Annotated in this window: 26 protein-coding genes; 16 read left to right on the forward strand and 10 right to left on the reverse strand. The window is 63.5% G+C overall.

The features are described 5' to 3' along the window. The first annotated feature begins 2 nt into the window (after window positions 1-2). The 3 genes from ypfJ to NKJ88_RS28305 all read left to right on the forward strand — a co-directional run bounded on the left by ypfJ (window position 3) and on the right by NKJ88_RS28305 (window position 3297). Window positions 3-938, forward strand: coding sequence for a KPN_02809 family neutral zinc metallopeptidase (gene ypfJ, locus NKJ88_RS28295; protein WP_023672436.1), 936 nt, complete (start codon window positions 3-5; stop codon window positions 936-938). Window positions 939-1114: 176 nt separating this feature from the next. Continuing rightward, window positions 1115-2380, forward strand: a complete 1266-nt coding sequence (locus tag NKJ88_RS28300; protein ID WP_352446378.1) for a TCR/Tet family MFS transporter — start codon at window positions 1115-1117, stop codon at window positions 2378-2380. After that, entirely contained in the window at window positions 2377-3297 is a 921-nt protein-coding gene (locus NKJ88_RS28305; protein ID WP_352446380.1) for an aldo/keto reductase, read from the forward strand. The genes NKJ88_RS28300 and NKJ88_RS28305 overlap by 4 nt, the downstream gene beginning before the upstream one ends. Before the next feature lie 9 nt (window positions 3298-3306). Here NKJ88_RS28305 and NKJ88_RS28310 read toward each other — a convergent pair whose 3' ends face one another. The 3 genes from NKJ88_RS28310 to carA form a co-directional block, all read right to left on the reverse strand. After that, on the reverse strand, window positions 3307-3504 hold the full coding sequence (locus tag NKJ88_RS28310) for a helix-turn-helix domain-containing protein (protein ID WP_348524580.1): 198 nt from the start codon (window positions 3502-3504) through the stop codon (window positions 3307-3309). Beyond that, on the reverse strand, window positions 3431-3691 hold the full coding sequence (locus NKJ88_RS28315; RefSeq protein ID WP_245260143.1) for a hypothetical protein: 261 nt from the start codon (window positions 3689-3691) through the stop codon (window positions 3431-3433). The genes NKJ88_RS28310 and NKJ88_RS28315 overlap by 74 nt, the downstream gene beginning before the upstream one ends. 325 nt (window positions 3692-4016) lie before the next feature. Next, window positions 4017-5234: a glutamine-hydrolyzing carbamoyl-phosphate synthase small subunit gene (carA, locus tag NKJ88_RS28320; protein WP_352446382.1), complete on the reverse strand. Its 1218-nt coding sequence runs from the start codon at window positions 5232-5234 to the stop codon at window positions 4017-4019. A 260-nt stretch (window positions 5235-5494) separates the two neighbouring features. Here carA and NKJ88_RS28325 point away from each other — a divergent pair, with 260 nt between their 5' ends. Continuing rightward, window positions 5495-5944, forward strand: coding sequence for a GatB/YqeY domain-containing protein (locus NKJ88_RS28325; protein ID WP_352446383.1), 450 nt, complete (start codon window positions 5495-5497; stop codon window positions 5942-5944). A gap of 112 nt (window positions 5945-6056) precedes the next feature. Continuing rightward, the gene (locus NKJ88_RS28330) at window positions 6057-6614 is read left to right on the forward strand and encodes a GNAT family N-acetyltransferase (RefSeq protein WP_352446384.1); all 558 of its coding nucleotides are present in this window, start codon (window positions 6057-6059) and stop codon (window positions 6612-6614) included. Window positions 6615-6621: 7 nt separating this feature from the next. On the opposite strand, the gene NKJ88_RS28335 is transcribed toward NKJ88_RS28330, so the two are convergent. Together NKJ88_RS28335 and NKJ88_RS28340 are read right to left on the reverse strand one after the other, a co-directional pair. Next, a complete protein-coding gene (locus tag NKJ88_RS28335) occupies window positions 6622-7803 on the reverse strand; it encodes an MFS transporter (protein ID WP_023754529.1) in 1182 nt (393 codons plus the stop codon). 95 nt (window positions 7804-7898) lie between these two features. Then, window positions 7899-9563: a Na/Pi cotransporter family protein gene (locus NKJ88_RS28340; RefSeq protein WP_352446385.1), complete on the reverse strand. Its 1665-nt coding sequence runs from the start codon at window positions 9561-9563 to the stop codon at window positions 7899-7901. A 388-nt stretch (window positions 9564-9951) separates the two neighbouring features. On the opposite strand from NKJ88_RS28340, the gene NKJ88_RS28345 reads away from it, so the two are divergent. The 5 genes from NKJ88_RS28345 (at window position 9952) to NKJ88_RS28365 (ending at window position 15803) form a co-directional block, all read left to right on the forward strand. After that, the gene (locus NKJ88_RS28345) at window positions 9952-10320 is read left to right on the forward strand and encodes an RcnB family protein (protein ID WP_352446386.1); all 369 of its coding nucleotides are present in this window, start codon (window positions 9952-9954) and stop codon (window positions 10318-10320) included. 171 nt (window positions 10321-10491) lie between these two features. After that, a complete protein-coding gene (dnaG, locus tag NKJ88_RS28350) occupies window positions 10492-12432 on the forward strand; it encodes a DNA primase (protein ID WP_352446388.1) in 1941 nt (646 codons plus the stop codon). A gap of 412 nt (window positions 12433-12844) precedes the next feature. Beyond that, entirely contained in the window at window positions 12845-14869 is a 2025-nt protein-coding gene (gene rpoD, locus NKJ88_RS28355) for an RNA polymerase sigma factor RpoD (RefSeq protein WP_023672446.1), read from the forward strand. 190 nt (window positions 14870-15059) lie between these two features. After that, window positions 15060-15353, forward strand: coding sequence for a GYD domain-containing protein (locus NKJ88_RS28360; protein ID WP_023672447.1), 294 nt, complete (start codon window positions 15060-15062; stop codon window positions 15351-15353). Window positions 15354-15422: 69 nt separating this feature from the next. Then, the gene (locus NKJ88_RS28365) at window positions 15423-15803 is read left to right on the forward strand and encodes a thiol-disulfide oxidoreductase DCC family protein (protein WP_023683796.1); all 381 of its coding nucleotides are present in this window, start codon (window positions 15423-15425) and stop codon (window positions 15801-15803) included. A 45-nt stretch (window positions 15804-15848) separates the two neighbouring features. On the opposite strand, the gene NKJ88_RS28370 is transcribed toward NKJ88_RS28365, so the two are convergent. Next, window positions 15849-16106 (reverse strand): DUF2798 domain-containing protein, encoded by a 258-nt coding sequence (locus tag NKJ88_RS28370; protein WP_352446389.1) that lies wholly within the window; start codon window positions 16104-16106, stop codon window positions 15849-15851. Between the two features lie 272 nt (window positions 16107-16378). Here NKJ88_RS28370 and NKJ88_RS28375 point away from each other — a divergent pair, with 272 nt between their 5' ends. The 3 genes from NKJ88_RS28375 to greA all read left to right on the forward strand — a co-directional run bounded on the left by NKJ88_RS28375 (window position 16379) and on the right by greA (window position 18035). Next, window positions 16379-17056, forward strand: a complete 678-nt coding sequence (locus NKJ88_RS28375; RefSeq protein ID WP_352446390.1) for a PadR family transcriptional regulator — start codon at window positions 16379-16381, stop codon at window positions 17054-17056. Window positions 17057-17157: 101 nt separating this feature from the next. After that, a complete protein-coding gene (locus NKJ88_RS28380) occupies window positions 17158-17451 on the forward strand; it encodes an HlyU family transcriptional regulator (RefSeq protein ID WP_023672451.1) in 294 nt (97 codons plus the stop codon). A gap of 101 nt (window positions 17452-17552) precedes the next feature. After that, on the forward strand, window positions 17553-18035 hold the full coding sequence (gene greA, locus NKJ88_RS28385) for a transcription elongation factor GreA (RefSeq protein ID WP_023683799.1): 483 nt from the start codon (window positions 17553-17555) through the stop codon (window positions 18033-18035). 47 nt (window positions 18036-18082) lie between these two features. On the opposite strand, the gene NKJ88_RS28390 is transcribed toward greA, so the two are convergent. Both NKJ88_RS28390 and NKJ88_RS28395 read right to left on the reverse strand, forming a co-directional pair. After that, window positions 18083-18661: a hypothetical protein gene (locus NKJ88_RS28390; RefSeq protein WP_245260622.1), complete on the reverse strand. Its 579-nt coding sequence runs from the start codon at window positions 18659-18661 to the stop codon at window positions 18083-18085. A gap of 218 nt (window positions 18662-18879) precedes the next feature. Next, entirely contained in the window at window positions 18880-19515 is a 636-nt protein-coding gene (locus NKJ88_RS28395; protein WP_023689756.1) for an FMN-dependent NADH-azoreductase, read from the reverse strand. A 109-nt stretch (window positions 19516-19624) separates the two neighbouring features. Here NKJ88_RS28395 and NKJ88_RS28400 point away from each other — a divergent pair, with 109 nt between their 5' ends. Continuing rightward, window positions 19625-20581: a LysR family transcriptional regulator gene (locus NKJ88_RS28400; RefSeq protein WP_023683802.1), complete on the forward strand. Its 957-nt coding sequence runs from the start codon at window positions 19625-19627 to the stop codon at window positions 20579-20581. On the opposite strand, the gene NKJ88_RS28405 is transcribed toward NKJ88_RS28400, so the two are convergent. After that, window positions 20514-21140, reverse strand: a complete 627-nt coding sequence (locus NKJ88_RS28405; protein ID WP_023672456.1) for a TetR/AcrR family transcriptional regulator — start codon at window positions 21138-21140, stop codon at window positions 20514-20516. The genes NKJ88_RS28400 and NKJ88_RS28405 overlap by 68 nt on opposite strands. Before the next feature lie 66 nt (window positions 21141-21206). Here NKJ88_RS28405 and NKJ88_RS28410 point away from each other — a divergent pair, with 66 nt between their 5' ends. Continuing rightward, window positions 21207-21632: a VOC family protein gene (locus NKJ88_RS28410; protein ID WP_023691511.1), complete on the forward strand. Its 426-nt coding sequence runs from the start codon at window positions 21207-21209 to the stop codon at window positions 21630-21632. A gap of 94 nt (window positions 21633-21726) precedes the next feature. Continuing rightward, entirely contained in the window at window positions 21727-22638 is a 912-nt protein-coding gene (locus tag NKJ88_RS28415) for an arginase family protein (RefSeq protein WP_023672458.1), read from the forward strand. 4 nt (window positions 22639-22642) lie between these two features. Here NKJ88_RS28415 and NKJ88_RS28420 read toward each other — a convergent pair whose 3' ends face one another. Beyond that, window positions 22643-23593, reverse strand: coding sequence for a S1C family serine protease (locus NKJ88_RS28420; protein WP_352446394.1), 951 nt, complete (start codon window positions 23591-23593; stop codon window positions 22643-22645). Window positions 23594-23655: the final 62 nt, after the last annotated feature.

Raw genomic sequence — 23655 nt, forward strand, 5'->3', positions numbered from 1 at the left:
CCATGCTCTGGAAGGGCCGCCGTCAGAGTGACAATGTCGAGGACGAGCGCAGCGACAGCGGCGGCGGTGGTGGTTTCGGCGGCGGCAGCCCTGGCCAGTTCCGCATCCCGATCGGCGGCCGCACCGGCGGCGGCGGCAGCATATTGCTGGTCGTCCTCGTGGTGCTGGCCGGATGGTATTTCGGCTTCGACCCGTCGCAGATCCTGGGCAGCGGCGACGGCGGCGGCGTGCTGCCGGGTGGCGGTGGCCAGATTACCGACAACAGCGGCGGCCAGGACGACGGCGCCGGCACGCCTGCTTCCGACGAGATGAAGCAGTTCGTGGCGACCGTGCTGGCCGAGACCGAAGAGACCTGGACCGGCATCTTCCAGTCGCAGGGCCTGAAATACGAGGACCCGAAGCTTGTGCTGTTCAGCGGCCAGATCCGCTCGGCCTGCGGCTCCGCCTCGACGGCAGCCGGACCGTTCTATTGTCCCGGCGACCACAAGGTCTACCTCGACACCACCTTCTTCCAGCAGCTCGACCAGCAGTTCGGCGCCTCGGGGGATTTCGCCCAAGCCTATGTGATCGCTCATGAAGTCGGTCACCATGTGCAGAACCTCACCGGCATCCTGCCCAAGTTCAACCAGATGCGGCAGTCGATGGGTGAGGCGGAAGCCAACCAGATGTCGGTGCGCATCGAGCTGCAGGCCGACTGCTTCGCCGGCGTTTGGGCGCATTTCACCGCGCAGAAGGGCATTCTGGAACAGGGCGACATCGAAGAGGCGCTCAACGCCGCCAAGCAGATCGGCGACGATACGCTGCAGAAGAAGATGCAGGGCTATGTCGTGCCGGAAAGCTTCAACCACGGGACGTCGCAGCAGCGGCAGACCTGGCTGGCGCGCGGCTACAAGAGCGGCAAGCTGTCGGATTGCAACACGCTGACCGGTCCGGTTTGAGGCGCTCGCAAGTTCCAGCCGACCGCGGTCCAAAGCGCATCCGTCGGCGGGCCGATTCACCACCGGCAACAGATGTCAGGAGGAGAACGCCTGAGGCGTTCTCCTATTGTTCCAAAGTGGCGCCTCGCCTATAACGGGCGCCCGCCCAAGGGCGGTCTCAGGGAGCAGACGCCATCATGATCGACCCCAAAACCGCCAGGCGGGGCCTTGCGCTCGTCTTCACCACGCTGCTGCTCGACATTATCGGCTTCGGCATGATCATGCCGGTGTTGCCGGCCTTTCTCAGGGAGCTTTCCGGCGTCGGCATCAGCGAAGCGGCGATCGAAGGCGGCTGGCTGTTCTTCGTCTATGCGGCGATGCAGTTCTTCTTCGCGCCAATCATGGGTGGATTGAGCGACCGCTTCGGGCGGCGGCCGATCCTGCTTGCCTCGGTGCTTACATTCTCGATCGACAATCTGATCTGCGCCATCGCCTGGTCCTATCCGATGCTGTTCATCGGCCGCGTGCTGGCCGGCATTTCGGGCGCCAGCTATTCGACGACGTCGGCCTTCATTGCCGACATCTCGAACGATGACAACCGGGCGAAGAATTTCGGTCTGCTCGGCATCGCCTTCGGCGTCGGCTTCGTCATTGGGCCGGTGCTGGGCGGGCTGCTCGGCACGTTCGGGCCGCGAGTGCCGTTTTACTTTGCCGCCGGGCTTGCCTTCGTGAACTTCCTCATCGCCATGTTCTTCCTGCCTGAAACGCTCGATGAAAAGCACCGCCGCCGCTTCGAGTGGAAACGCGCCAACCCGGTCGGCACGCTGCTGCAGATGCGCCAATATCAGGGCATCGGCTGGATCGGGCTCGCCTTCTTCCTAATGACGCTCGGCCACATGATGTATCCGGCGGTGTGGTCGTTCGTGTCCAATTATCGTTATGGCTGGAGCGAGCAGCAGATCGGCTTCTCGCTCGGCGCCTTCGGCCTGTGTGGGGCGATCGTCATGGCGACGGTGCTGCCGCGCGTGATCCCCAAACTTGGCGAATGGAGGACGGCGGTCATCGGCCTGACATTCACGGCGGCCAGCGCCTTCGGCTACGCCTTCGCCTCGCAAGGCTGGATGATTTATGCGGTGATCGTCGTCGGCTGCCTGGAAGCACTGGCCGATCCGCCGCTGAGAAGCCTTGCCGCCGCCAAGGTGCCGCCGTCGGCGCAAGGCGAATTGCAGGGCGCGATGACGTCGATCTTCTCGATCACCTCGATCATCACGCCGCTGCTCTACACCGCGATCTTTTCCTGGTTCACCGGACCGAATGCGCCCGTGGTGTTCGGCGGCGCGCCCTATCTGGTTGGGGCATGCTTCCTGACACTTGCAGTCATCGTCTTCGTGACGAAAGTGGCGCGGCCGGCGGCGGTGAGAAGCGCCGCCACCGGCGTCGCTGAAGATGGAGCACAGCTATGAGCCATGACAGCCGCATAAAGCTGACCAAGGACGGCTTGTCGCTTTCGCGGCTGGTGTTCGGCGCCTGGCGCCTGCTCGACAGCGCCGCGCGCCCGGATGCCGATCAGGTCGCGCGGTTGATCGGCAGCGCGGTCGACCTTGGCCTGACCAGTTTCGACCATGCCGATATCTATGGCAATTACGAGGTCGAAGCGGCGTTCGGCGCTGGCTTGTCGCGCTGGAAGGGCAAGCGCGAGAGCATCGAATTGATCTCGAAATGCGACATCATGCTGGCATCGGCAACCCGGCCGCTGAACCGGCTGAAGCACTACGACACCAGTGCCGCCCATATCGTCGCCTCGGTCGACCGTTCGCTCGCCAATCTCGGCACCGACTATCTCGACCTGTTGTTGCTGCACCGGCCGGATCCGCTGATGGATGCCGACGAGACGGCGGCCGCCCTTGCCGGCCTGGTCAAATCAGGAAAGGTGCGGGCAGTCGGCGTTTCGAATTTCACGCCCTCGCAGTTCGACCTTCTGGCTTCGCGGCTGCCATTTGCCTTGGCCACCAATCAGATCGAGATGTCGGTGCTGAAAACCAATGCGCTGGTGGATGGCAGCCTCGATCACGCGCAACGCCTCGGCTATGCGCCGATGATCTGGTCGCCGCTCGGCGGCGGCTTGCTGTTCACCGGCAAGGAAGGGCGCGAGGCGCGGGTCAGGGCGGCAATCGCGGCGGTGGCTGCCGAGATCGGCGCCGGCGATCTCGCCGCCGTCGCCATCGCCTGGCTGCTGCGTCATCCGGCGCGGCTGGCGCCGGTGCTGGGCACGATGAAGCCCGAGCGGCTGGCAGCCATGGTCAAGGCGCTGGAGATCGACCTCGACCGCCAGCAATGGTTTGCCATACTGGAGGCCAGCGAAGGCCGGCCCGTGGCGTAAGGTTAGATACTAGGCTTCGATCCATTCGCTGGGCACGTCCAATGCCTTCGACAGCATGGTGCTGGTTTGCGCCGATGGCTTGCGGCGATTGGATTCAAGGTCCGACAGGAAGCCCTGGCTGACACCGATGGCATCAGCGAACTCGCCCTGCGTCAGCTTGCGCCAGTTGCGCAGCGCCTTGAGCCCGGCTGGAACCTCGCAAAATATCCATGGTCACCTCGGCGGGCAGAGGCTTTTCCGTTTTGAACTCGGCCTTCCGCTCATCGTAGATCGCCACATCCGCAGCGTCTTCTCTGGCTTCTTCGGCGGCATGCAGCAATGCCTCGTAGTCAGCCTTCGGGATGACGACCAGTTCTTCCCCGGTTGAAGTCCTTATGATTTGCGGAGCGTTCATGATGTGCTGTCCTATGGCCGGCTGTAGGTCGTCGTTTCGCGCTTGCCGATGTAGATCGCGAGGATTGTCGTGCGATCTTCATCAATATAACGCGGTAGCAACCGATCCGAAGTCTGTAACCGTCTCGGCCGGCAAGACGTTCTACATCCCCACGCCCGCTGATGGCATAAGTGTTCAAACCCTCAGAGACCTGCTCGCGGACATCGGCCGGCAGGTTGTCGAGATCGCGAGCTGCCGACACCGAGAGGATGATCGTCTTCACTCGCGCAATATCGCAGATTTATCGCTCGAGGCTAAGCGATATTATCGCTGCTACACAGAGGGCTCAGGCCCGTTCGGCCAGCAGTTCCTCGCCGCGCTTTTCGCGGATCAGGTTGACGAAGCGGCGGAACAGATAGTGCGAGTCCTGCGGGCCGGGCGAGGCCTCGGGGTGGTGCTGGACCGAGAACACCGGACGTCCGGTCAGCGCGATGCCGCAGTTCGAGCCATCGAACAGCGAGACATGGGTTTCCTCGACGCCCTCGGGCAAGGAGTCGGCATCGACGGCAAAGCCGTGGTTCATCGAGACGATCTCGACCTTGCCGGTGGTATGATCCTTGACGGGGTGGTTGGCGCCGTGATGGCCCTGGTGCATCTTGGCGGTCTTGCCGCCCAGCGCCAGGGCCAGCATCTGGTGGCCGAGGCAGATGCCGAACACCGGAATATCGGTCTTGAGCAGGTCCTGGATGACCGGCACCGCGTATTCGCCGGTGGCTTCCGGGTCGCCGGGGCCGTTGGAGAGGAAGATGCCGTCGGGCTGCATGGCCAGGATTTCTTCCGAACCGGTACCGGCCGGAACCACGGTGACCTTGGCGCCGAGGCCGGAAAGCAGGCGAAGGATGTTACGCTTGACGCCGTAGTCGATGGCGACGACGTGCATCGACGGCTCGGCCTGTTCGCCAAAGCCTTCGTTCCACACCCAGGGCGTTCCACGCCAGACCGAGGACTGGCCGGAGGTGACTTCCTTGGCGAGGTCAAGCCCGATCAGGCCCGACCAGGCGGCGGCCCGCCGCTTCAAATCGTCGAGGTCGAAGATGCCGTCGGGCGCGTGCGCAATGACGGCATTGGGCATGCCCTTTTCGCGGATCAGCGCGGTCAGCGCCCGGGTGTCGATGCCCGACAGCGCGACGATGCCGCGCTTCTTCAGCCACTGGTCCAGCCCGGTGCCGGCGCGGTAGTTGGACGGGTTGGTGACATCGGCCTTGAACACCGCGCCAACGGCGCCGGCACGGGCGACCGGGTTCAAGTCCTCGATGTCCTCGTCATTGGTGCCGATGTTGCCGATATGCGGGAAGGTGAAGGTGACGATCTGGCCGGCATAGGATGGGTCGGTGAGAATTTCCTGGTAGCCGGTGAGCGCGGTGTTGAAGCAGACTTCGGCAACGGCGGAACCGGTGGCGCCGAGGCCGCGACCCTCGATGACGGTGCCGTCGGCCAGCACCAGGACGGCGGTCGGCTTTTCGGTTGCCCAAGGCGGGGTCAGTTCGGGGGTCATCTCGGCCATGGCGACGCTCCTGTCACGCTGCGCGCTTCGATGGCGGGCCATCTGCGCAGCAAACGGCGCGGCCGATCTCTCGAGCCTGCGCGCATCAATTCTTTGTCTTGTGCAAGGCCGAGTACATAGGGGAAGGCGCCAGAGCGGTCAATGATGCCCGTGCCAAAAACGGCGAGCATTTGTTTCGCCGAACGATATCAGGGCTTTGGCGCGTTTGCTTTGCGGATGGGCCGCGGTTATTGTCCGCGCCGTTCGAAGGAGAAAGCATCATGCGCGCAAAAATCGCCGAATCCCTGAAAAGCGCGATGAAGGCGCAGGACAAGCACCGGCTGCCGACGCTCAGGCTGATCCAGGCCGCCATCCACGACCGCGACATCGCCAATCGCGGCTCGACCAGGGACCCCGCCAGCGACGAGGAGATCCTGCAGATCCTGGCCAAGATGGTGAAGCAGCGCGAGGAATCGGCCAAGGCGTTCGAGGACGGCAAGCGGCCGGAATTGGCGGCGCAGGAGCGTGGCGAGATGGAGATCATCCGCGGCTTCCTGCCGACGCAGCTGGACGACGCCGCCGTCACCGCGGCCGCGCGCGAAGCGATCGCAGCGACTGGTGCGGCGAGCCAGAAGGACATGGGCAAGGTGATTGCCGCGCTGAAGCAGAAATATGCCGGCCAGATGGATTTCGGCAAGGCCAGCGGCATCGTCAAAGGCCTGCTGCAGTAGGAGCCGACACCGCTTCAATGGCGAAGGAGAGCAGGGGGGCATTACCTCTGCGCAAGAAACGGTCCGCACCGGCTTAAGGGAGCCAAGCCTTGACCTGCCGGAGAGACCCACCATGATCGAAATCGTCAAACCCACGCTCGAACATCTGCCCTCCTACAAGGCGGCGCTCGAGCGTGGCTGGTCGCCGGACAATGTCCGGCTGATGGAAGCGACGCGCGAGCAACTTGCGGCGATCGACGAGGATCCCGCGGCGTTCCTTGCCAGCCTCGACGATCCCGAGGCCAAAGGAGGCCCGATTACCTTGCCGGACGGCACGACCGTGCCGCGGCTGCCGGGCTTCCGGCGCTGGATCTGGGACGGCGAGGCCGCCGGCTCGATCGGCTTTCGCTGGCAGCCCGGTACGGCCGCACTGCCGTCGCATGTGCTCGGCCATATCGGCTATGCCGTGGCGCCGTGGAAGCGCGGACGAGGCTATGCGACCGAGGCGCTGCGGCTGATGCTGGACGAGGCGAGGGCTGTTGGTTTGCCATATGTCGAGCTCACCACTGACCTCGACAATCCGGCCTCGCAGAAGGTGGTGCTGGCCAATGGTGGCCGTGTGGTCGGTCCGTTCATCAAGGACGCCGCGTATGGCGGCGCCGAGAGTTTGTTGTTCCGGATCGATTTGTAGTCCGACGCTATTCGGCCGGTGCCGGCAGCGGCGGCGCTGCCCGGCTGCGCCCCTCCCAGATGTAGGAGGCAAGTGCCACCACCACCGCCACCAGCATGGCGGCAGCGCCCACAACCGGCAGGCTGCGATAGCCGTAGCCGGCATTGAGCATGGCAGCGCCCAGCGACGCGGCGAGCGCGATGCCGACATTGAAGCCGGAGGGGATGAGCGAGGAGGCGAGGTTGGAGGCGTCCGCCGTCCAGGCCAGGATGCGGGTCTGGATCGGCGTGCCGATGGCGAAGTTGAGGCCACCCCAGACGACGATGGCGATGACCATCGGCACGGGGTAGGGGCTGACGGCATAGATCACGCCCAACATCACCGCGTGCAGCGCAAGCATGGTGATCAGCGACGGCATCAGCTTCCAGTCGGAAAGCTTGCCGCCGAGAAAGACGCCGACGGTGGCGCCGACGCCGTTGAGCAGCAGCACCCAGGGGATCAGGCTCTCGTCGAGATGGGTCACCTCAAGCAGTGTCGGGGTGATGTAGGTGAACAGGCCGAACTGGCCGATCATCAACGTCAGCATCAGGATCAGCGAGGTCCAGACTTGCTGGCGCGCCAGCACGCGAACCTCGCTGCCAAGGCTGGTGGATGGGCTCGATGCGCCCGTTTTGCGCGGCAGGAGGGCGGCCATGGCGGCAAACGCCACCACGCCCAGCGCGCACATCACCCAGAAGGTGGCGCGCCAGCCCCAGAGATTGCCGATTGCGGTGCCGGCCGGCACGCCGATGACATTGGATACTGTGAGGCCGGAGAGGATCACAGCCACGGCCATGCCGCGCTTGTCCTCGGGCACGAGGCCGACCGCCACCACCATGGCGACGCCGAAATAGGCGCCGTGTGCGACGGCGACCGCAATGCGCAAGAGCAGCATCGAGGTAAAATCGGGCGCCAGCGCGCAAGCGGCCTGGCCGATGGTGAAGGCGACGGTCAGGCAAAGCAGCAGCGTCTTGCGGGAAATGCCCTTGGTGGCGAGCGCCAGCAATGGGCCGCCAACCGCGATGCCGCCGGCATAGCCGGAGACGAGGTAGCCGGAGGTCGGGATCGAAACGCCAAGGCCGTCGGCCACTTGCGGCAGCACGCCGGCAATGACGAATTCGGTGGTGCCGAAAGCGAAGGCGGCGATGAACAGGGCAATGAGCGGAAGCATGGCGCGGAAGCGATCCTTGAACGAGTTGGCCTCAAATCATGGATGGCGCTTGCCGGCAATGCAGAAATTTTTGCGGCCGGTTTAGGTTTTCTTGATCAGCTCGCCTTCAACCTGGAGCCGCCGAGCAACCCGCGCTCTTCCAGCACCGGGTAAGCCATCGACGCGAGCAGCGAGTTGATCTGCTTCAGGTCGCGGATGGTATCGAGATGAATGGAGCTGGTCTCGACGCTCTTGGCGGTGCCGTCGCGCAGGCGCACGAAATGGCTGGCGCTGGTTTCCTTTTCGCGGTCGCGCAGCCGGTCCTTTTCCAGCACCAACTGGCGGGCAGTCTCAGGGTCGCGCGACACCAGCACGTTGAAGGCAAGCCTGGCATTGGCCAGCACCGAGGTGTGGAAGGCGAGCAGCTCGCTCCAGCCCTCGGTCGTGAACTCCAGCCCGCGCCCGAACTTCTTCTTCACATGCACCAGCATGTTGCGCACGATGATGTCGCCGACCTGCTCGAGCTTGACGCAGGCGCCTATCAGCTCCTGGCAGCGCAGCGCCTCGTCCTCTGTGAGCGAGTTCCTGGTCAATTTGGCCAGATAGAGCTTGATCGCCGCGTGCTTCCTGTCGACGCGGTCGTCAAGGGCGGCCAGCGCCTTGATCTTGTCGCCGTCGGCGCTTTCATACAGCTCGATGATGCGCTTGAGCATGATCTCGACCGTCTCGCAGACGCGCACCACCTCGCGGGTGGCGTTGGCCAGCGCCTGGCTCGGAACGTCGAGCGCGCCGTCGTTGAGGGCGGAGAGTTCGACCACATCGAGCTCTGTAGCCGGCGCTGGCTTGGTGCCCATTGCGACGATCTTCTCAGAGGCACGATAGATCAAGCTGGCAAGCGGCAGGCCGGCCAGCAGGATCAGCACATTGAACAGGATGTGGGCGTTGACGATCTGGTCGGGCACGGTGGCGCCGAGGAAGGCGACCGGCGGCTTCAGCGTCATGAACAGGATCAGCATCACCAGCGAGCCCATGCCGCGCATCAACAGATTGCCGATCGGCACGACGCGCACGCCAGGTTCGGCACTTCGGGTGAGCAGCGGCGCGATGATCGACGAGCCGAGATTGACGCCGAGCACCAGCACGATGCCGAGTTCGGGCGGGATGAAGCCGCGGCCGGCCAGCGTGACCATCAAAAGCACGGCGGCGATCGAGGAGTGGAACAGCCAGGTGACGAGCGCGGCGAGCAGATAGGCGGTGACGTAGTCGCTGGAGAAATATTCGATGATGAGCGGCATCAGCGTGCTCTGGCGCAGCGGCTCCGAGGCTTGGCCGATCATCTCCAGCGACAGTACCAGAAGGCCGATGCCGACCAGGATGCGGCCGAACTGGCGCCAGTCGCGCCGCTCGGTGGCCATGAACATGACCGTGCCGGCGACGAGGCAGATCGGCACCAGCAGCGTCAGATCGAAGGTCAAGAGCTTGACCACCAGCGCCGAGCCGATCTCGGCGCCGCGCACCGCCAATTGGCCCGACATGCCCGAGACGATGCCGGCGCCGGCGAAGGAGCCGACGAGAAGCGTGACGGCGGTCGAGCTCTGCAGTGCGATCGACAGGCCGCAGCCAGCCAGCACCGCCATGATCGGATTGCGCATGGTGGAGCGCAGCCGGTGACGCAGCACGTCGCCATAGGCGCGCTCGACGCCTGTCTTGACCATGCGGGTGGCAAACAGCATCAGCGCCACCGAGCCCGCCAGATGCAGCAGGACGACGGAGCCGCTCATTTCGAAACCCGCACGCAGACAGCTACCGCGACGCGGAGGGCGCGCAGTGCAGGGAGGAAAACGGGGCTGCGAATCATGGTCATGACAGTCTTGAACAATATCCGGAATATTTTAGCCGGGTAATAAAATCTTGTCGATTTCAAGAGCCGTCGCGGCGCGACAGGGCGTGTCGGAAAATGGACGGATGCGCAAATGGTTGCATGGCGGATCCCTGGTGATGGCAGCGGATCGTCCCGGTTTGCCGGACTCCCGGCAATCGCCTTTGCGATGATGTTCAAATATCCAGGATAAGCGCCGGATTTCATTACGTAAATGTAATGCTAGTGTTCAGTTTCGGTTCATCCTTCGGGGGCTATTCCCTAGGCATCGACAACCAAGGAGCCCCGCTATGAAACATATTGTTCTTTCCGCCCTCGCTTTCTCGATGCTGGCCGCCACTTCGCTTACCAGCCAGGCCGCACCGGTGAACGCACCGGTCGCACCGCAGTCGAATTACACGCAGGTCGACTGGCAGAGGCCCGGCAAGCATGTCGATGTCAGGAAGCGCGTCGTGAAGAAGACGGTGGTCGTCAAGCGCAGCTATTGGCGCAATGGCCAGAAATATTCCAGCTGGAAGCGGCACCAGCCGATCCGCGATTATGGCCGCTATGGCCTGCGTCGCCCCGGCCGCGGCCAGGAATGGATCCGCGTCGGCAACGACTATGTGCTGGTCAGTGTCCTGTCCGGCATCATCTTCGGCGCCATTGCCGCGCATTAAGCCCGGCCTCGCCGGCGCAATGCCGAGACTTGAAAGGAGGCGGCCCGAAACGGCCGCCTTTCTTTTGGCTGTAGAAACCGGGCTTTTTGGCTGTGGAAACCGGGTATGGTCCGTAATAAGGGTCGTCGGATTCCGCGCGCATGATTATATGAGGGACAAACGAGTTCCCCAATGCGCTTTCCGCCCGCCTTTCTCAATGAGATACGCGACCGTGTGCCGATTTCATCGGTCATCGGCCAGCGCGTCGCATGGGACAGGAAGAAGACCAACGCCTCGCGCGGCGACTATTGGGCCTGTTGTCCGTTCCATGGCGAAAAGAGCCCCTCCTTCCACTGCGAGGACAAGAAGGGCCGCTATCACTGTTTCGGCTGTTCGGTGTCGGGCGATCATTTCAAGTTCCTGACCGAGCTCGACGGATTAAGCTTTCCCGAAGCGGTCGAGAAGATCGCCGACATGGCCGGCGTGCCGATGCCGGTGCGCGACGAGCGGGAAGAACAGCGTGAGAAGGAACGCGCCAGTCTGACCGATGTCATGGAGATGGCGACTGCCTTCTTCCAGGAGCGGCTGCAAGGACCGGAGGGTGCAAAAGCCCGCGCCTATCTCAGGGATCGCGGGCTGACGCCGGCGACGCAGCAATCGTTCCGGCTGGGCTTTGCGCCCGACAGCCGCAATGCGCTGAAGGAGCATCTTGCCGCCAAGGGCGTGCCCAAGGCCGATATCGAAGCCTGCGGGCTTGTGCGTCATGGCGACGACATCCCGGTCTCCTATGACTGGTTCCGCGATCGCATCATGTTCCCGATCCCCGATTCGCGCGGCAAGATCATCGCCTTTGGCGGCCGCGCACTGGCGCCCGATGCGCTGGCCAAATACATGAATTCGCCCGACACGGAGCTCTTCCACAAGGGCAACGTGCTCTACAATTTCGCCCGCGCCCGCAAAGCGCTGGCGAAAGGCGGCACGGTGATTGCCGTCGAAGGCTATATGGACGTGATTGCGCTGGCGCAGGCCGGCTTCGAGAATGCCGTGGCGCCGCTCGGCACCGCGCTCACCGAAAACCAGCTCGAACTTCTGTGGCGCATGGCGCCTGAGCCGATGCTGTGCTTCGACGGCGACCAGGCCGGGCTGAAGGCGGCGTGGCGCGCCGCGGATCTCGCGCTGCCGTCGGTGCAGGCCGGGCGGTCGGTGCGCTTTGCGCTGTTGCCGGAGGGCAAGGATCCCGACGATCTGGTCAAGGCAGAAGGGCCGGACGCGTTTCGTGCCGTGCTGGCGGAAGCGCGGCCTCTCGCTGATTTGTTGTGGATGCGTGAGACATCCGGTGGCGTCTTCGACACGCCGGAGCGGCGGGCGGGGCTGACAAAGACGCTGCGCGAACTGACCAGCCGCATCCGCGACGAGAGCCAGCGCTACCACTACCAGCAGTGGATGCGCGAGCGGGAGCTGACCTTCTTCAGCGCCCAGCGCGAAGTGCGGCAAGGTCGCCAGGACTGGAAACCGGGGCAGGGCAAAACGCCCGCATCCGGCGGACAGTTCGCCAAAGGCAGCGGGGCAGGCGCGCGCGCCGCGATCACCGAAAGCCTCGGCCGCTCCGCCATGGTCAAACGCGGTGGCGAGATGATGTCGGTGCGCGAGGCGACGATCATCGTAGCCCTCGTCAACCATCCGGCGCTGATCGACGAGAACTTCGCCCATGTCGAGTTCCTCGATCTCGCCAACACCGATCTGCAGCGGCTGCACGCCGCCATCCTCGATGCGATGGCGCACGACATGGCCAATGACCGTAGCGCGGTGATCGCCACCATCGAACGTGCCGGCTGCAGCGATATCTGGGCGCGCGCCGTGGCGCTCATCCAACGGGCCAGGCAATGGCCCGCGCTGGAAACCGCAGCGCTTGACGATGCCCGCGACGCCTTCAACCAGGCGCTGCACTTGCAGCGCAGCGCGCGCACCTTACATAAGGAGCTGAAACAGGCGGAAGCAGCGCTCGCCAGCGATCCCACTGACGAAAACTACCGGCACCTCATCGAGATTCAGGCGCAATTCCGTGATGTACAAGCAACGGAAGCGCTGATCGAAGGGTTCGGGGTATCCTCGGGCAGGGGTGGGCGCGTCTAGGTCGAAACCTGCGCAAGAATGAATGTTGTACGTGCTGCGCGTCGAATCGACGCCTCTAAGTCGGGTAATTGATTCGCTTTTTTGATGCGAATCATGCGAGAGGCGCTTGACCTTCTGGCAGAATGACGGAATCAGGACGATTCGAAACCTTAACCCGCGCCGGCGTCGATGGAAATGCACTGACGCGAGGTGCTGATCACTGGACAGGCTGTCAGCCTGCCACAGATATCAGGGTTAATCTGGACTTAATGCATATCGCCCAAAAGTGAAAACCGGTTTTGGGGGCACGATATGAACAAACAAAAGAGTTGATTCGGTTACCGGCCCGGTTAAGCGCCACCAGCGCATGTAGTTTGACCGGTGCGGCAGCTACGCGGCTTCGATGCTCGGCCGCTAGGAGAAGATAAAGACTATGGCGACAAAGGAAAAGGAAGAGGTCGAGACCGAACGTGAAGGCGCCACCGATGGGCCTCTGCTCGACCTTTCCGATGATGCTGTCAAGAAGATGATCAAGGCCGCCAAGAAGCGCGGCTATGTGACTCTCGACGAACTGAACGCGGTGCTGCCGTCGGAAGAGACCGATCCGGATCGCATCGAAGACATCAATGCGATGCTGTCCGACATGGGCATCAACGTGGTCGAGGACGACGATCAGAGCGAGGAGCCCGAGGCCGCCGACAGCAATGCCGACGCCGAGGAAGACGCCAACGAACTGGCCGAGCAGACCGGCACCGCCGTCGCCGCCACGACCACCAAGAAAGAGCCGACCGACCGCACCGATGACCCGGTGCGCATGTATCTGCGCGAGATGGGCTCGGTCGAGCTCCTGTCGCGCGAGGGCGAAATCGCGATCGCCAAGCGCATCGAGGCCGGCCGCGAGACGATGATTGCGGGCCTCTGCGAAAGCCCGCTGACCTTCCAGGCCATCATCATCTGGCGTGACGAGCTCAACGAATCCAAGATCCTGCTGCGCGAGATCATCGACCTCGAAGCCACCTATGCCGGCCCCGAAGCCAAGCAGGCGCCGGTGGTCGAGCGCATCGAGGAGGCGCCCAAGGCCGAGGACAAGCCGAGGCGTGGACGCGACGAGGAAGACGACATCACCAATGTCGGCGCCGACACGCGCGGCCTGGTCGATGACGACGAGGAAGACGAGGACGAGGCGAGCCTGTCGCTGGCGGCGATGGAAGCGGAACTGCGCCCGCAGGTGATGGAGACGCTCGACGTCATCGCCGACACCTACAAGAAGCTGCGCAAGCTGCAGGACCAGCAGGTCGAGAACCGTCTGGCCGCGACCGGCACGCTGTCGCCAAGCCAGGACCGCCGCCTGAAGGAGCTGAAGGACCAGCTGATCAAGGCGGTGAAGTCGCTGTCGCTCAACACGGCGCGCATCGAGGCGCTGGTCGAGCAGCTCTACGACATCAACAAGCGGCTAGTGCAGAACGAAGGCAAGCTGCTGCGCCTAGCCGAAAGCTATGGCGTGCGCCGCGAGGAATTCCTCAAGGAATATCAGGGCTCCGAGCTCGACCCGAACTGGACGCGCTCGATCGGCAACCTGACCTCGCGCGGCTGGAAGGAATTCACCAAGAACGAGAAGGACGCGATCAAGGATCTGCGTTCGGAAATCCAGAACCTCGCCACCGAGACGGCGATCTCGATCCTGGAATTCCGCAAGATCGTCAACCAGGTGCAGAAGGGCGAGCGCGAAGCCGCTATCGCCAAGAAGGAAATGGTCGAGGCCAACCTGCGCCTCGTCATTTCCATCGCCAAGAAATACACCAATCGCGGCCTGCAGTTCCTCGACCTGATCCAGGAAGGCAATATCGGCTTGATGAAGGCGGTCGACAAATTCGAATACCGCCGCGGCTACAAGTTCTCGACCTATGCGACATGGTGGATCCGGCAGGCGATCACGCGTTCGATTGCCGACCAGGCGCGCACCATCCGCATCCCGGTGCACATGATCGAAACGATCAACAAGATCGTGCGCACGTCGCGCCAGATGCTGCATGAAATCGGCCGCGAGCCGACGCCGGAGGAACTGGCAGAAAAGCTCGCAATGCCGCTCGAAAAAGTGCGCAAGGTGTTGAAGATCGCCAAGGAGCCGATCTCGCTCGAAACCCCTGTGGGTGACGAAGAGGATTCGCATCTGGGCGATTTCATCGAGGACAAGATGGCGATCCTGCCGATCGATGCGGCGATCCAAGCCAATCTGCGCGAGACCACCACGCGGGTGCTCGCCTCGCTGACGCCGCGCGAGGAGCGGGTGCTGCGCATGCGCTTCGGCATCGGCATGAACACCGACCACACGCTGGAAGAAGTCGGCCAGCAGTTCTCGGTGACGCGCGAGCGTATCCGCCAGATCGAAGCCAAGGCGCTGCGCAAGCTCAAGCACCCGAGCCGGAGCCGCAAGCTGAGGAGCTTCCTCGACAGCTGATACCGGCAACAGACCAGCATTCGAAAAGGGCGCCGATGGCGCCCTTTTTGTTGCCGGGTGAAGGCTCTTGTCGCCCATCTCCGTCGGGAGGATACTTGCCTGGTCGGATGCATGTTCTGGGCGAAAAACCGGATGTCCGCCCCGGCTGATGTCCTCAGCCGTGCTCCGTGGCGCCGGAGGGAGGTGTGTGATGACAACCTACATCCTGCTGATGAACTGGACGGAACAGGGCGCCAGAAATATCCGAGAGTCGCCGAAGCGGCTCGATGCCGCCAAGAAGCAACTGGCCGACATGGGCGGCTCGTTCAAGGCGTTTTACCTGACTATGGGCGAATATGACATGGTGGCGATTATCGAGGCGCCCGACGATGCTGTGCTTGCTCGTTTCGCCCTGATGCTGGCAACGGGTGGCAGCGTCAAGACGCGAACGCTCAAGGCTTTCCCGGAATTTGCCTATCGCGAGATCGTCACTTCGCTTGGATAGCGCTGGGCGCGGGTCCGTGCGGCTCGGCGTCATATTGCGGGGCCGTGCCGTCAAGGCGATAGTCGCGCCATGTCCAAGCCTGCGCTGACCGTCTGGTACAACACACGCTGCCCGGTTTGCGATGGCGGGATCACCCGGCAGAAACGGCGGCTGATCGAGGCGATCAAGGCCGGGCGGATCGAATTCCGCGACATCAACCTCGAACCGGCGGCGCTCTCTGGCTACAGCGCCTCGCTGGAGGACATACGCCGCCGGCTGCATGCCACCGATGCCGAAGGCAGGCTGCTGGTCGGCGCCGATGTCGCGGTTGCCGTCTGGCGGGCGACGCCGGGCGAGGGCTGGCTGGCGACGCTCTTCGGCAATCCGGTCGCGCTGCCGCTGACGCGGTTCGCGTACAATCGCTTCGCCGATCTTCTCTATGCCTGGAACCGGCGCAAGGGCCGCTGGTAGCGAGGCAAGGCCCGAAGATATCTGCGGGCCTTACCGTCATGGGCGTTACCGGGACGCCGGCTCGCAAAGCCAGCCGACAATGCGGCGCACCGCCGGCAGCACCATGAGCAACGTTGGGAACGCTACCAGCCAGGACAGGCCCCAGGCAGCGAGCCAGACAGCCGGCAAATCAGGTTGCAGTCCAAGGCTTTTCAGCGTCGATATGAACGAGACGATGAAGGTCATCAGCAGCGACAGCACCAGCGGGCTGACGATCGCGGCATAGCGCGCCGGCAGCTTGCCGCGCTTACGGTTCGTGGTCATTTTTGGATTTTCCTGAAACATCCGGTCCGTCGCATTTGGCATCCATTGCGCCGGGTTTCCGGCGGAACTGCCCGGAAAGACCGGGGTGGATGCGTTGCTTGACGTCAGACGCTTACGGAGAGGTTTTGGCCCTCACGCGCTTTCTAGCTGCCGGCGGCGGCGAAATCAACCTTCTGGCGTCGCCTTTAGATACATCGTAAGATATATCTTGACTCGTCGGCGGGGCAAGCCTAATTAAGATGTATCGTAAGATATAACTCAAGGAGCAATTCATGCACAGACATCATCCCTTTGGCGAGCGCGCCGAGCGCGCATTCCTGCACATGGCAGGCAAATTTGGTGGCAGAGGGGGCAGCGGCTTTGGTCCGTTCGGCCAGGGCGGACGTGGCGGTGGACGCGGCGGCCCGGGCGACATGTTTCGCGCCGGGCGCATGCTGGCCGACGGCGATCTCAAGCTGATCACGCTGTCGCTGCTGGCCGAGGCGCCGCGCCACGGCTACGACATCATCAAGGCGCTGGAAGAGCGCACCAGCGGCATCTACAGCCCGAGCCCGGGCGTCGTCTATCCGACGCTGACCTTCCTGGAAGAGGCCGGCTATGCGGCTTCAGCCGCCGACGGCAACAAGAAGGTGTTTTCGATCACCGAGGCGGGCCAGGCGCATCTCGCCGAGAACCGCGAGATGATCGACGGCGTGCTGGAGCATCTCGAGCGCTTCGGCCGCAAGATGGCGAAAGCGCGGGACTGGTTCGGCTGGAACGACGACGGCGAGGAAGGCGGACGGCGTGGTGGACGGGGTCGCTCGGATGCCCGCGAGGAGTTCCGCGCCGTGCGCCACCGGCTGCGTGCCGCGCTCGGCGATCTCGTCGACGCGCCGGCTGAAAAGCAGGCCGAGGCGATTGCAGTCCTGGAAGCCGCCGCTGAAGCCCTGGAAGCGCTATCGCGCGGTTGACCCCTGGCGAGAACGCTTGCCCGTTCGACTGAGGAACGGTACTGAAAATCATCCTGCACCGCGAGACGTGGTGCAGGATGATTGCCGTTGGAGGAAGCCCCATGTCTTTTCTGAAGCGTCTTTTCGGTGGTGGCGGTGAGGGGGGCGAGCCCAAGAGCGCAGCACCGGCAAAGCAGGTTGAGCACAAGGGATTTTTGATCAGCGCCACGCCCTACAAGGCGGAGGGGGGCCAATACCAGACCTGCGGCGTGGTTTCGAAGGAAGTCGACGGCGTGATGAAGGAACACAAATTCATCCGCGCCGATCGCTTTGCCGGACTGGACGACGCCGTCGACATCTCGATCAAGAAGGGCATGCAGTTGGTCGACGAGCAAGGCGAGAGGATGTTCGGGTAAGGGCCGAACTGGTCGAGGCGCCGAACATAGGTTTTGCGCCGGTCATCCGTCGCCAGAATCTCGAATAACGGCAGTGGGCGGCAAGCAGAAAGTATCGACAATTGAGCGTAGCGTTTGCCAAGGAGGAAAGCGCCGAGGCAGCATCGGAAACCATCCTGCCGGCTCGCCCTGTCTCCGATCGGGTCAACCTTGTCACGGAAGCGGGCCTCAAGACGCTGCAGGTTGAATTGACTCGCGCCCAGCAAGCTCTCGAGGCCGCTAGCGTGCTGGAAGATGTCAATGAGCGGCGACGCCAGTCAGCGGTTCCGGTTCGAGATATGCGTTACTATGCCGAGCGCGTCCGTACGGCACAGCTTATGCCGGTGCCCACCTCTAATGAGGTGATCGCCTTCGGGCACACCGTTACCTTCAAACGTGATGATGGCCGCACTCAGACCTTCCGCATCGTCGGAGAGGATGAGGCCAACCCGTCTGAAGCTTCCATATCGCATGGTTCGCCGGTTGCCATCGCGCTGACCGGAAAAACCGTTGGCGACTTTGTCCAGCTAGGGCCGCGCGAACTTGAGATCCTGTCCATTTCCTAGGACGCAGGTATGATGCGCGACCGAGGCCGGTGCACCTTGAGACGTGATCAGATGCCCGCAATTGCCAAAAGCCAAGCCAGGATGTCGAGCAGCAGAAAAACCAGCGCAATCTGCAACGCCAGCCGGAGCCGCTGGATAATTCGCCAGTTGCCGGCCATGTCCGCCTTGATCCGAAGGGCAAGCGCGCGGCGCATGGCCGACATTGTCGTCGGCCTGTCGCCGTCGACATATTGATCAAGCAGATCTTCCGGATCGAAGCGGAATGTATATTGGTGATAGGGCCAAAGCATGAAGACGATCAGCCCGCCGATGCCGAACAACAGGGCCACTGCGGTCCAATCCCAAAGCCCAAGCCCGTTGGAAAGCGCCGCACCGCCGAGTAGCGAGTTGGCAAATGCGATGGCAAAGACAAGGCTGCCGGCGCGGGTGCTCATGTTCTCCACAAGCGTCTGCTGTTGAGTGAGACCTCTCACCGCCTCCTGATAGATGAACGCGAGACGCGGATCATCGTCGGCAACAGCGCTTGCGACAATTCCGTTGTTCTCTCCTCCACTCGGACATTCGGCCATAAGTTGCCTCTCTGTTTTGACAGGGTTGCACGAGTTTAGCCCGATCCGTCGGTGCAAAAACAGATTGGCCGTGGACCAACGGCAAATCCGATGGCGATGCCGGGGGCTCCAAGCCTATGAGGGCCAGCTGATGAACGGGCAAGAATAGTTGGCAGCCATCGAAAACCCCGCCACGAACACCACGCCATCTGCCGGTGGACCCTGCTCTCGGCCCCGGACAGCAAGAAGGCAGGCGCCGAAGCGCCCGCCTTTTCAATGCGAATGACGGGGTGTGCTTACGCGGCGATTTGCGCGCTCGCGGTCTTGGCCACCACGGCATCGACCTTGGCGGTCGCCTTGGCAAGTGCGGCGGTGACGGCATCAGGGCCCATGCCGACGCCTTCGATGCGGATGACGTCGACATCGGTCATGCCGAGAAAGCCGAGCACGCCGCGCAGATAGGGGATGGCGTGATCGAACTGCACGGCCGCACCTTCGGAATAGATGCCGCCCGAGGCGAGTACGATATAGACCTTCTTGCCGGTGACGAGGCCCTTGGGACCACCCTCGCCATAAGAGAAGCTCTTGCCGGAGCGGGAGATGTGATCGACCCAGGACTTCAGGGTTGAGGAGATGTTGAAGTTGATGAAGCCGGTGGCCAGGATCACGGTGTCGGCTGCGAACAGTTCGTCAAGCACGATGTCGGAGACGCCGACGACTTCGGCCTGGCGCGGCGTGCGGGCTTCAACGGGGGTGTAGATGCCGGTCGCATAATCGGTGTCGATGTGCGGCAGCGGGTTGGCCACGAGGTCGCGTACGACGAGCGTATTCGACGGGTCGGCGGCGACGAGCTTTTCAGCGAATTCGGTAGCGATACGGGTCGAGTGCGAGGCAGCGCCGCGCGGGCTCGAGGTTACAAGCAGGATAGACATAGCGGTTCTCTCCAGTGGGAATTGATTTCTCCCGCCTGATATGGGCCTACCGACCCATTCAAAAAACTGGTATATTTTCTATACGATCCATCCATAAAGTAGGTATGCCGTGCAACCCAATCCGACGCTCGACCAATTGCAGATCCTGGTTGCGGTCGCCGACACCGGCAGCTTCTCAGCCGCCGGCCGCAAGCTTAACCGCGCGCAGTCCGTCATCAGCTACGGCATCGCCAATCTTGAAGCGCAGCTTGGCCTGAAACTGTTCGAGCGCGAGGGCACGCGCGAGCCGCAGCTGACCGAAATCGGCCGGGCGATGCTGGAGGACGCCCGGCGCATGGTCGGCGTGCTGCAGCGCATCCGTTCGCGTGCCGACGGTCACCATCAGGGGCTGGAGGCTGAAGTTGCGCTATCGGTTGACGCGGCGCTGCCCTCGCCGGTGCTGGTGCGGGTGCTGAAGGCGTTCGAGGCGCAGTTCCCGACCGTGATGATGCGACTGCATATCGGCACGCTCGGTCTGATCCCCGACCATGTCGTCAGCGGACAGTCGGATCTTGGCATCGGTGGCTTGCTGGGCGAGGTCGACGTGCATCTCGTGCGCATCGGCTTCATGTCGATCGTGCTGGCTGCCGCCCCCACCCACCCTCTGGCACTGCTGCCGAAACCGGTGGCGCTCGAGGATGCGCGAGAGCACACCCAGCTGGTTGTCAGCGACCAGTCGGAACGCACCAAGGGACGCGACTTCGGCGTCTTTGCCTATCGTACATGGCGGCTGACAGATGTGCGTATCAAGCATACGTTGATGCGCGAGGGGCTGGGCTGGGGCGGGTTGCCGCGCTGGCTGATCGCGGACGATTTGGCCAGCGGCAGGCTGGTCGAACTCGACCTTGAACCCTTTAGCGAGGTGCGCTCATCGCTCTATGCCATGCACCGCGCCGACCGCAGCCCGAAACCGGCGGCGGCCTGGCTGATCGACCAGTTCAAACGCCAGCTCGGCTGCTTCAACGAGTTCGACCCGGACGACCTGCCTGAGGATGAGCCGGAGACAGCCCATCGATCAGAGCCATGAGCACGGCGCGATAGTCTTCGGCCGAGGCGCCGGCCTCGACGGCAAGTGCTGCGCGGTCGAAGGCAGCGGCGAGCAAAGCGGTCAGCGCATCGGCCGGCAGTCTGGTCATCGACTGTTCGCGCATTGCCGCAACCAGGCCTTCGCGCAGCGACCGGTTGCCGTGGCGATTGTCGATCGCATCCATGGCGGCGCGGCCAAGCACGGCCGGCCCGTCGAGCAGCAAAAGCCGCGTGCGGCCGGGCGCGCGCATGGCGGCGAGATAGGCGTCCGAGCCGGCAATCAGCGCATTGCGGGCAAACAAAGAAGGCGGCGAGGCGCGCTCGATCTCTTGCGCCACCGCCGCCGCCTCCTGCTCGACCACAGCGGCAAACAGCGCCTGCTTGTCGGCAAAGTGGTGATAGAGCGCGCCGCGGGTGACGCCGGCGGCCGCAACGATCTCCGGCGTGCCGGTCTCGGCATAGGACTTTTCGATGAACAGTTTGCGCGCCGCAGCGATCAGGTCGGCGCGCGTCGCTTCGGTGCGGTCGCGGTTGGAGCGGCGCGGGGTTTCTCGTTGCATACATGCAGCCTGTATGTTATTTTGAATTACATGCAAACTGTATGTTGGCTGACGGGAGAAAGAAAGATGAAGACGACGAGCTATTATCCGGTGCTGATGACGGGCGACGTAGCCGGCACAAAAGCCTTCTATATCAATCACTTCCGCTTCAAGCCGCTGTTTGCGAGCGACTGGTATGTGCATCTGCAGTCTGCCGAGGATCGCCGGGTCAATCTCGGTATCGTCCAGGGCGACCACGAGACGATCCCCGAGGGGGGGCGCGGCCGCACATCGGGGCTGCTGATCAATTTCGAGGTGAGGGATCCTGATGCTGTCTATGAACGGATCGTTGCGGCCGGCCTACCGATCCTGTGCCCGCTGCGCGACGAACTCTTCGGCCAGCGCCATTTCATCACCAGGGATCCCAATGGCGTGCTGATCGACGTCATCAAGCCGATCCCGCTCAGCCCGGAATTTCAGGCGCAATTCGCGGCGGGCGCGGCGGGCGCCTGAACAATGGCAGCAAATGTCGGCAGCGGCTCCGGCCGCTGTGGCCGGACCCGCACCATGCGGTCTATGTTGGTGATGTTGAAGCTGGGCCTGCCGCATGCGTGACATCTGCCTTGTTCGTGCGCCATCCAATCTCGGCCTTCGGCCCTTGGAGCCGGGCCATGTGCCCGGCACCTGGCGTGCGCCGCAGGCGCTGAGCGAAGCTGGTTTGATCGAGTCGCTGGCGCCGGGGCGGGTGGTCGATCTCGACAGACCCGCCTACAGTACCGAACCGCAACCGGGCACTAGGCTGCGTAATGGTCCGGCGATCCGCTGCTTCAACCTCGATCTTGCCGAGATCGTCACCGGTGCGCTTGGGCAAGGCGAGTTCCCGCTGATCATCGGCGGCGACTGCTCGATCCTGCTTGGCGCACTGGTCGCCGCGCGGCGCTCGGGCGCGGTCGCCCTGGTCCATGTCGATGGCCACAGCGATTTCCGCCATCCCGGCAACTACGATGTCAATGCCTCACTCGGCTCGGTTGCCGGCATGGATCTGGCACTTGCCACCGGACGCGGCGAGGCTTTGCTGGCGCAATGGCCAGGTGTTGTCGGTCCGCTCGTCGCCGACGAGGCGGTGGTTCAGATCGGCGAACGCGAGAGCCGCGATGCCGATTTTGCCTGGCCCGACATCAATGCGACCGCCGTGACGCGCATCGACGTCTTTGCCGCGCAGGAACTCGGCGCGGCTGGAGTGTTGCAAAAGACAAGAGCGACGCTGGCGCGCGCCGGCTGTCCCTACTGGCTGCATCTCGATGTCGATGTGCTCGACCAGACGGTGATGCCGGCGGTGGATTCGCCCGGCAGCCCCGGCATCGACCCCGATGAACTCGTTGCCATTCTGTCGGCGCTGACAGCGGACCAGCGCTGCACCGGCTTGGACATGACGATCTACGATCCCGACCTCGACCCGACCGGTGACCTTGCGCGACTGCTGGTGTCGCTGCTCGGGCGGGTGCTCAACCCTCGATAAGGGCTCAACTCGCCCTTGCTACCGGCGTCACCGTCACCTGGCTGACGCCGGTGCGGCGCACCACGGTGCACAGCGTCTCGCGGCCGATGCGTTCGGCGTCGAGCATGCGCACGAGGTCGTCGACGCCGGTGACCGGGCGACCGTCTATTGACGCGATGATGTCGCCTTCCCTGAGGCCGGCCTTCGCCGCGGGTCCGTCTTTCTCGACGCTGCGCAGCCGTACCGCCGTACTGGTGGTCACCTGCGACAGAAGGGCGGCGCGGCGCGGCAAACTGGTGGTGTCGGCCGAGATGCCGATGAAGGCACGGCGCACGCGGCCGAAGCGGATGATCTCCGAAATGACGAAATTGGCGGTGTTGGAAGCGACCGCGAAGGCGATGCCTTGCGCGCCGTGGATCATGGCGGTGTTGACGCCGATGACCTCGCCTGCCGACGACACCAGCGGTCCGCCGGAATTGCCGGGATTGAGCGCGGCATCGGTCTGGATGACATCGTCGATCAGCCGCCCGGTCGAGGCGCGCATCGAACGGCCAAGTGCGGAGACCACGCCTGACGTTACGGTCCATTCGAAGCCGAGCGGATTGCCGATGGCAATGGCGATCTGGCCGCGCCGCAGCCGCTTGGAATCGCCGAGCGGCGCGACTTCGGTGAAGCTGCCATCGGCGCGCACCAGCGCGATGTCGGTGTCGGGGTCGCGGCCTAGCACACGGCCTTCGCTGGAGGCGCCGTCGGGCATAGAGACGCGCACCGTTTTGGCATCGCCAACGACATGGAAATTGGTGACGACCAGCCCGTCCGGGGTGATGACGAAGCCGGAGCCATGGCCACCTTGGCCACCGACGCGCTCGATGCGGCAGACGGCTGGGCCGATGCGGTCGACGGCGTCGGCGACTGTCGTCGAATAGGCGTCGAGCAGTGTGTCGTCGGTTTCGAACTTGTGGGCGGCGAGGGCCATTGGCGGGGCTCCGTGTTTTCAGGCGCGATGATGACTATATGTGCGGAGCGGCTCGAACTGCC

It is taken from the genome of Mesorhizobium sp. M0016 (assembly GCF_040324035.1).
GTDB lineage: Bacteria > Pseudomonadota > Alphaproteobacteria > Rhizobiales > Rhizobiaceae > Mesorhizobium.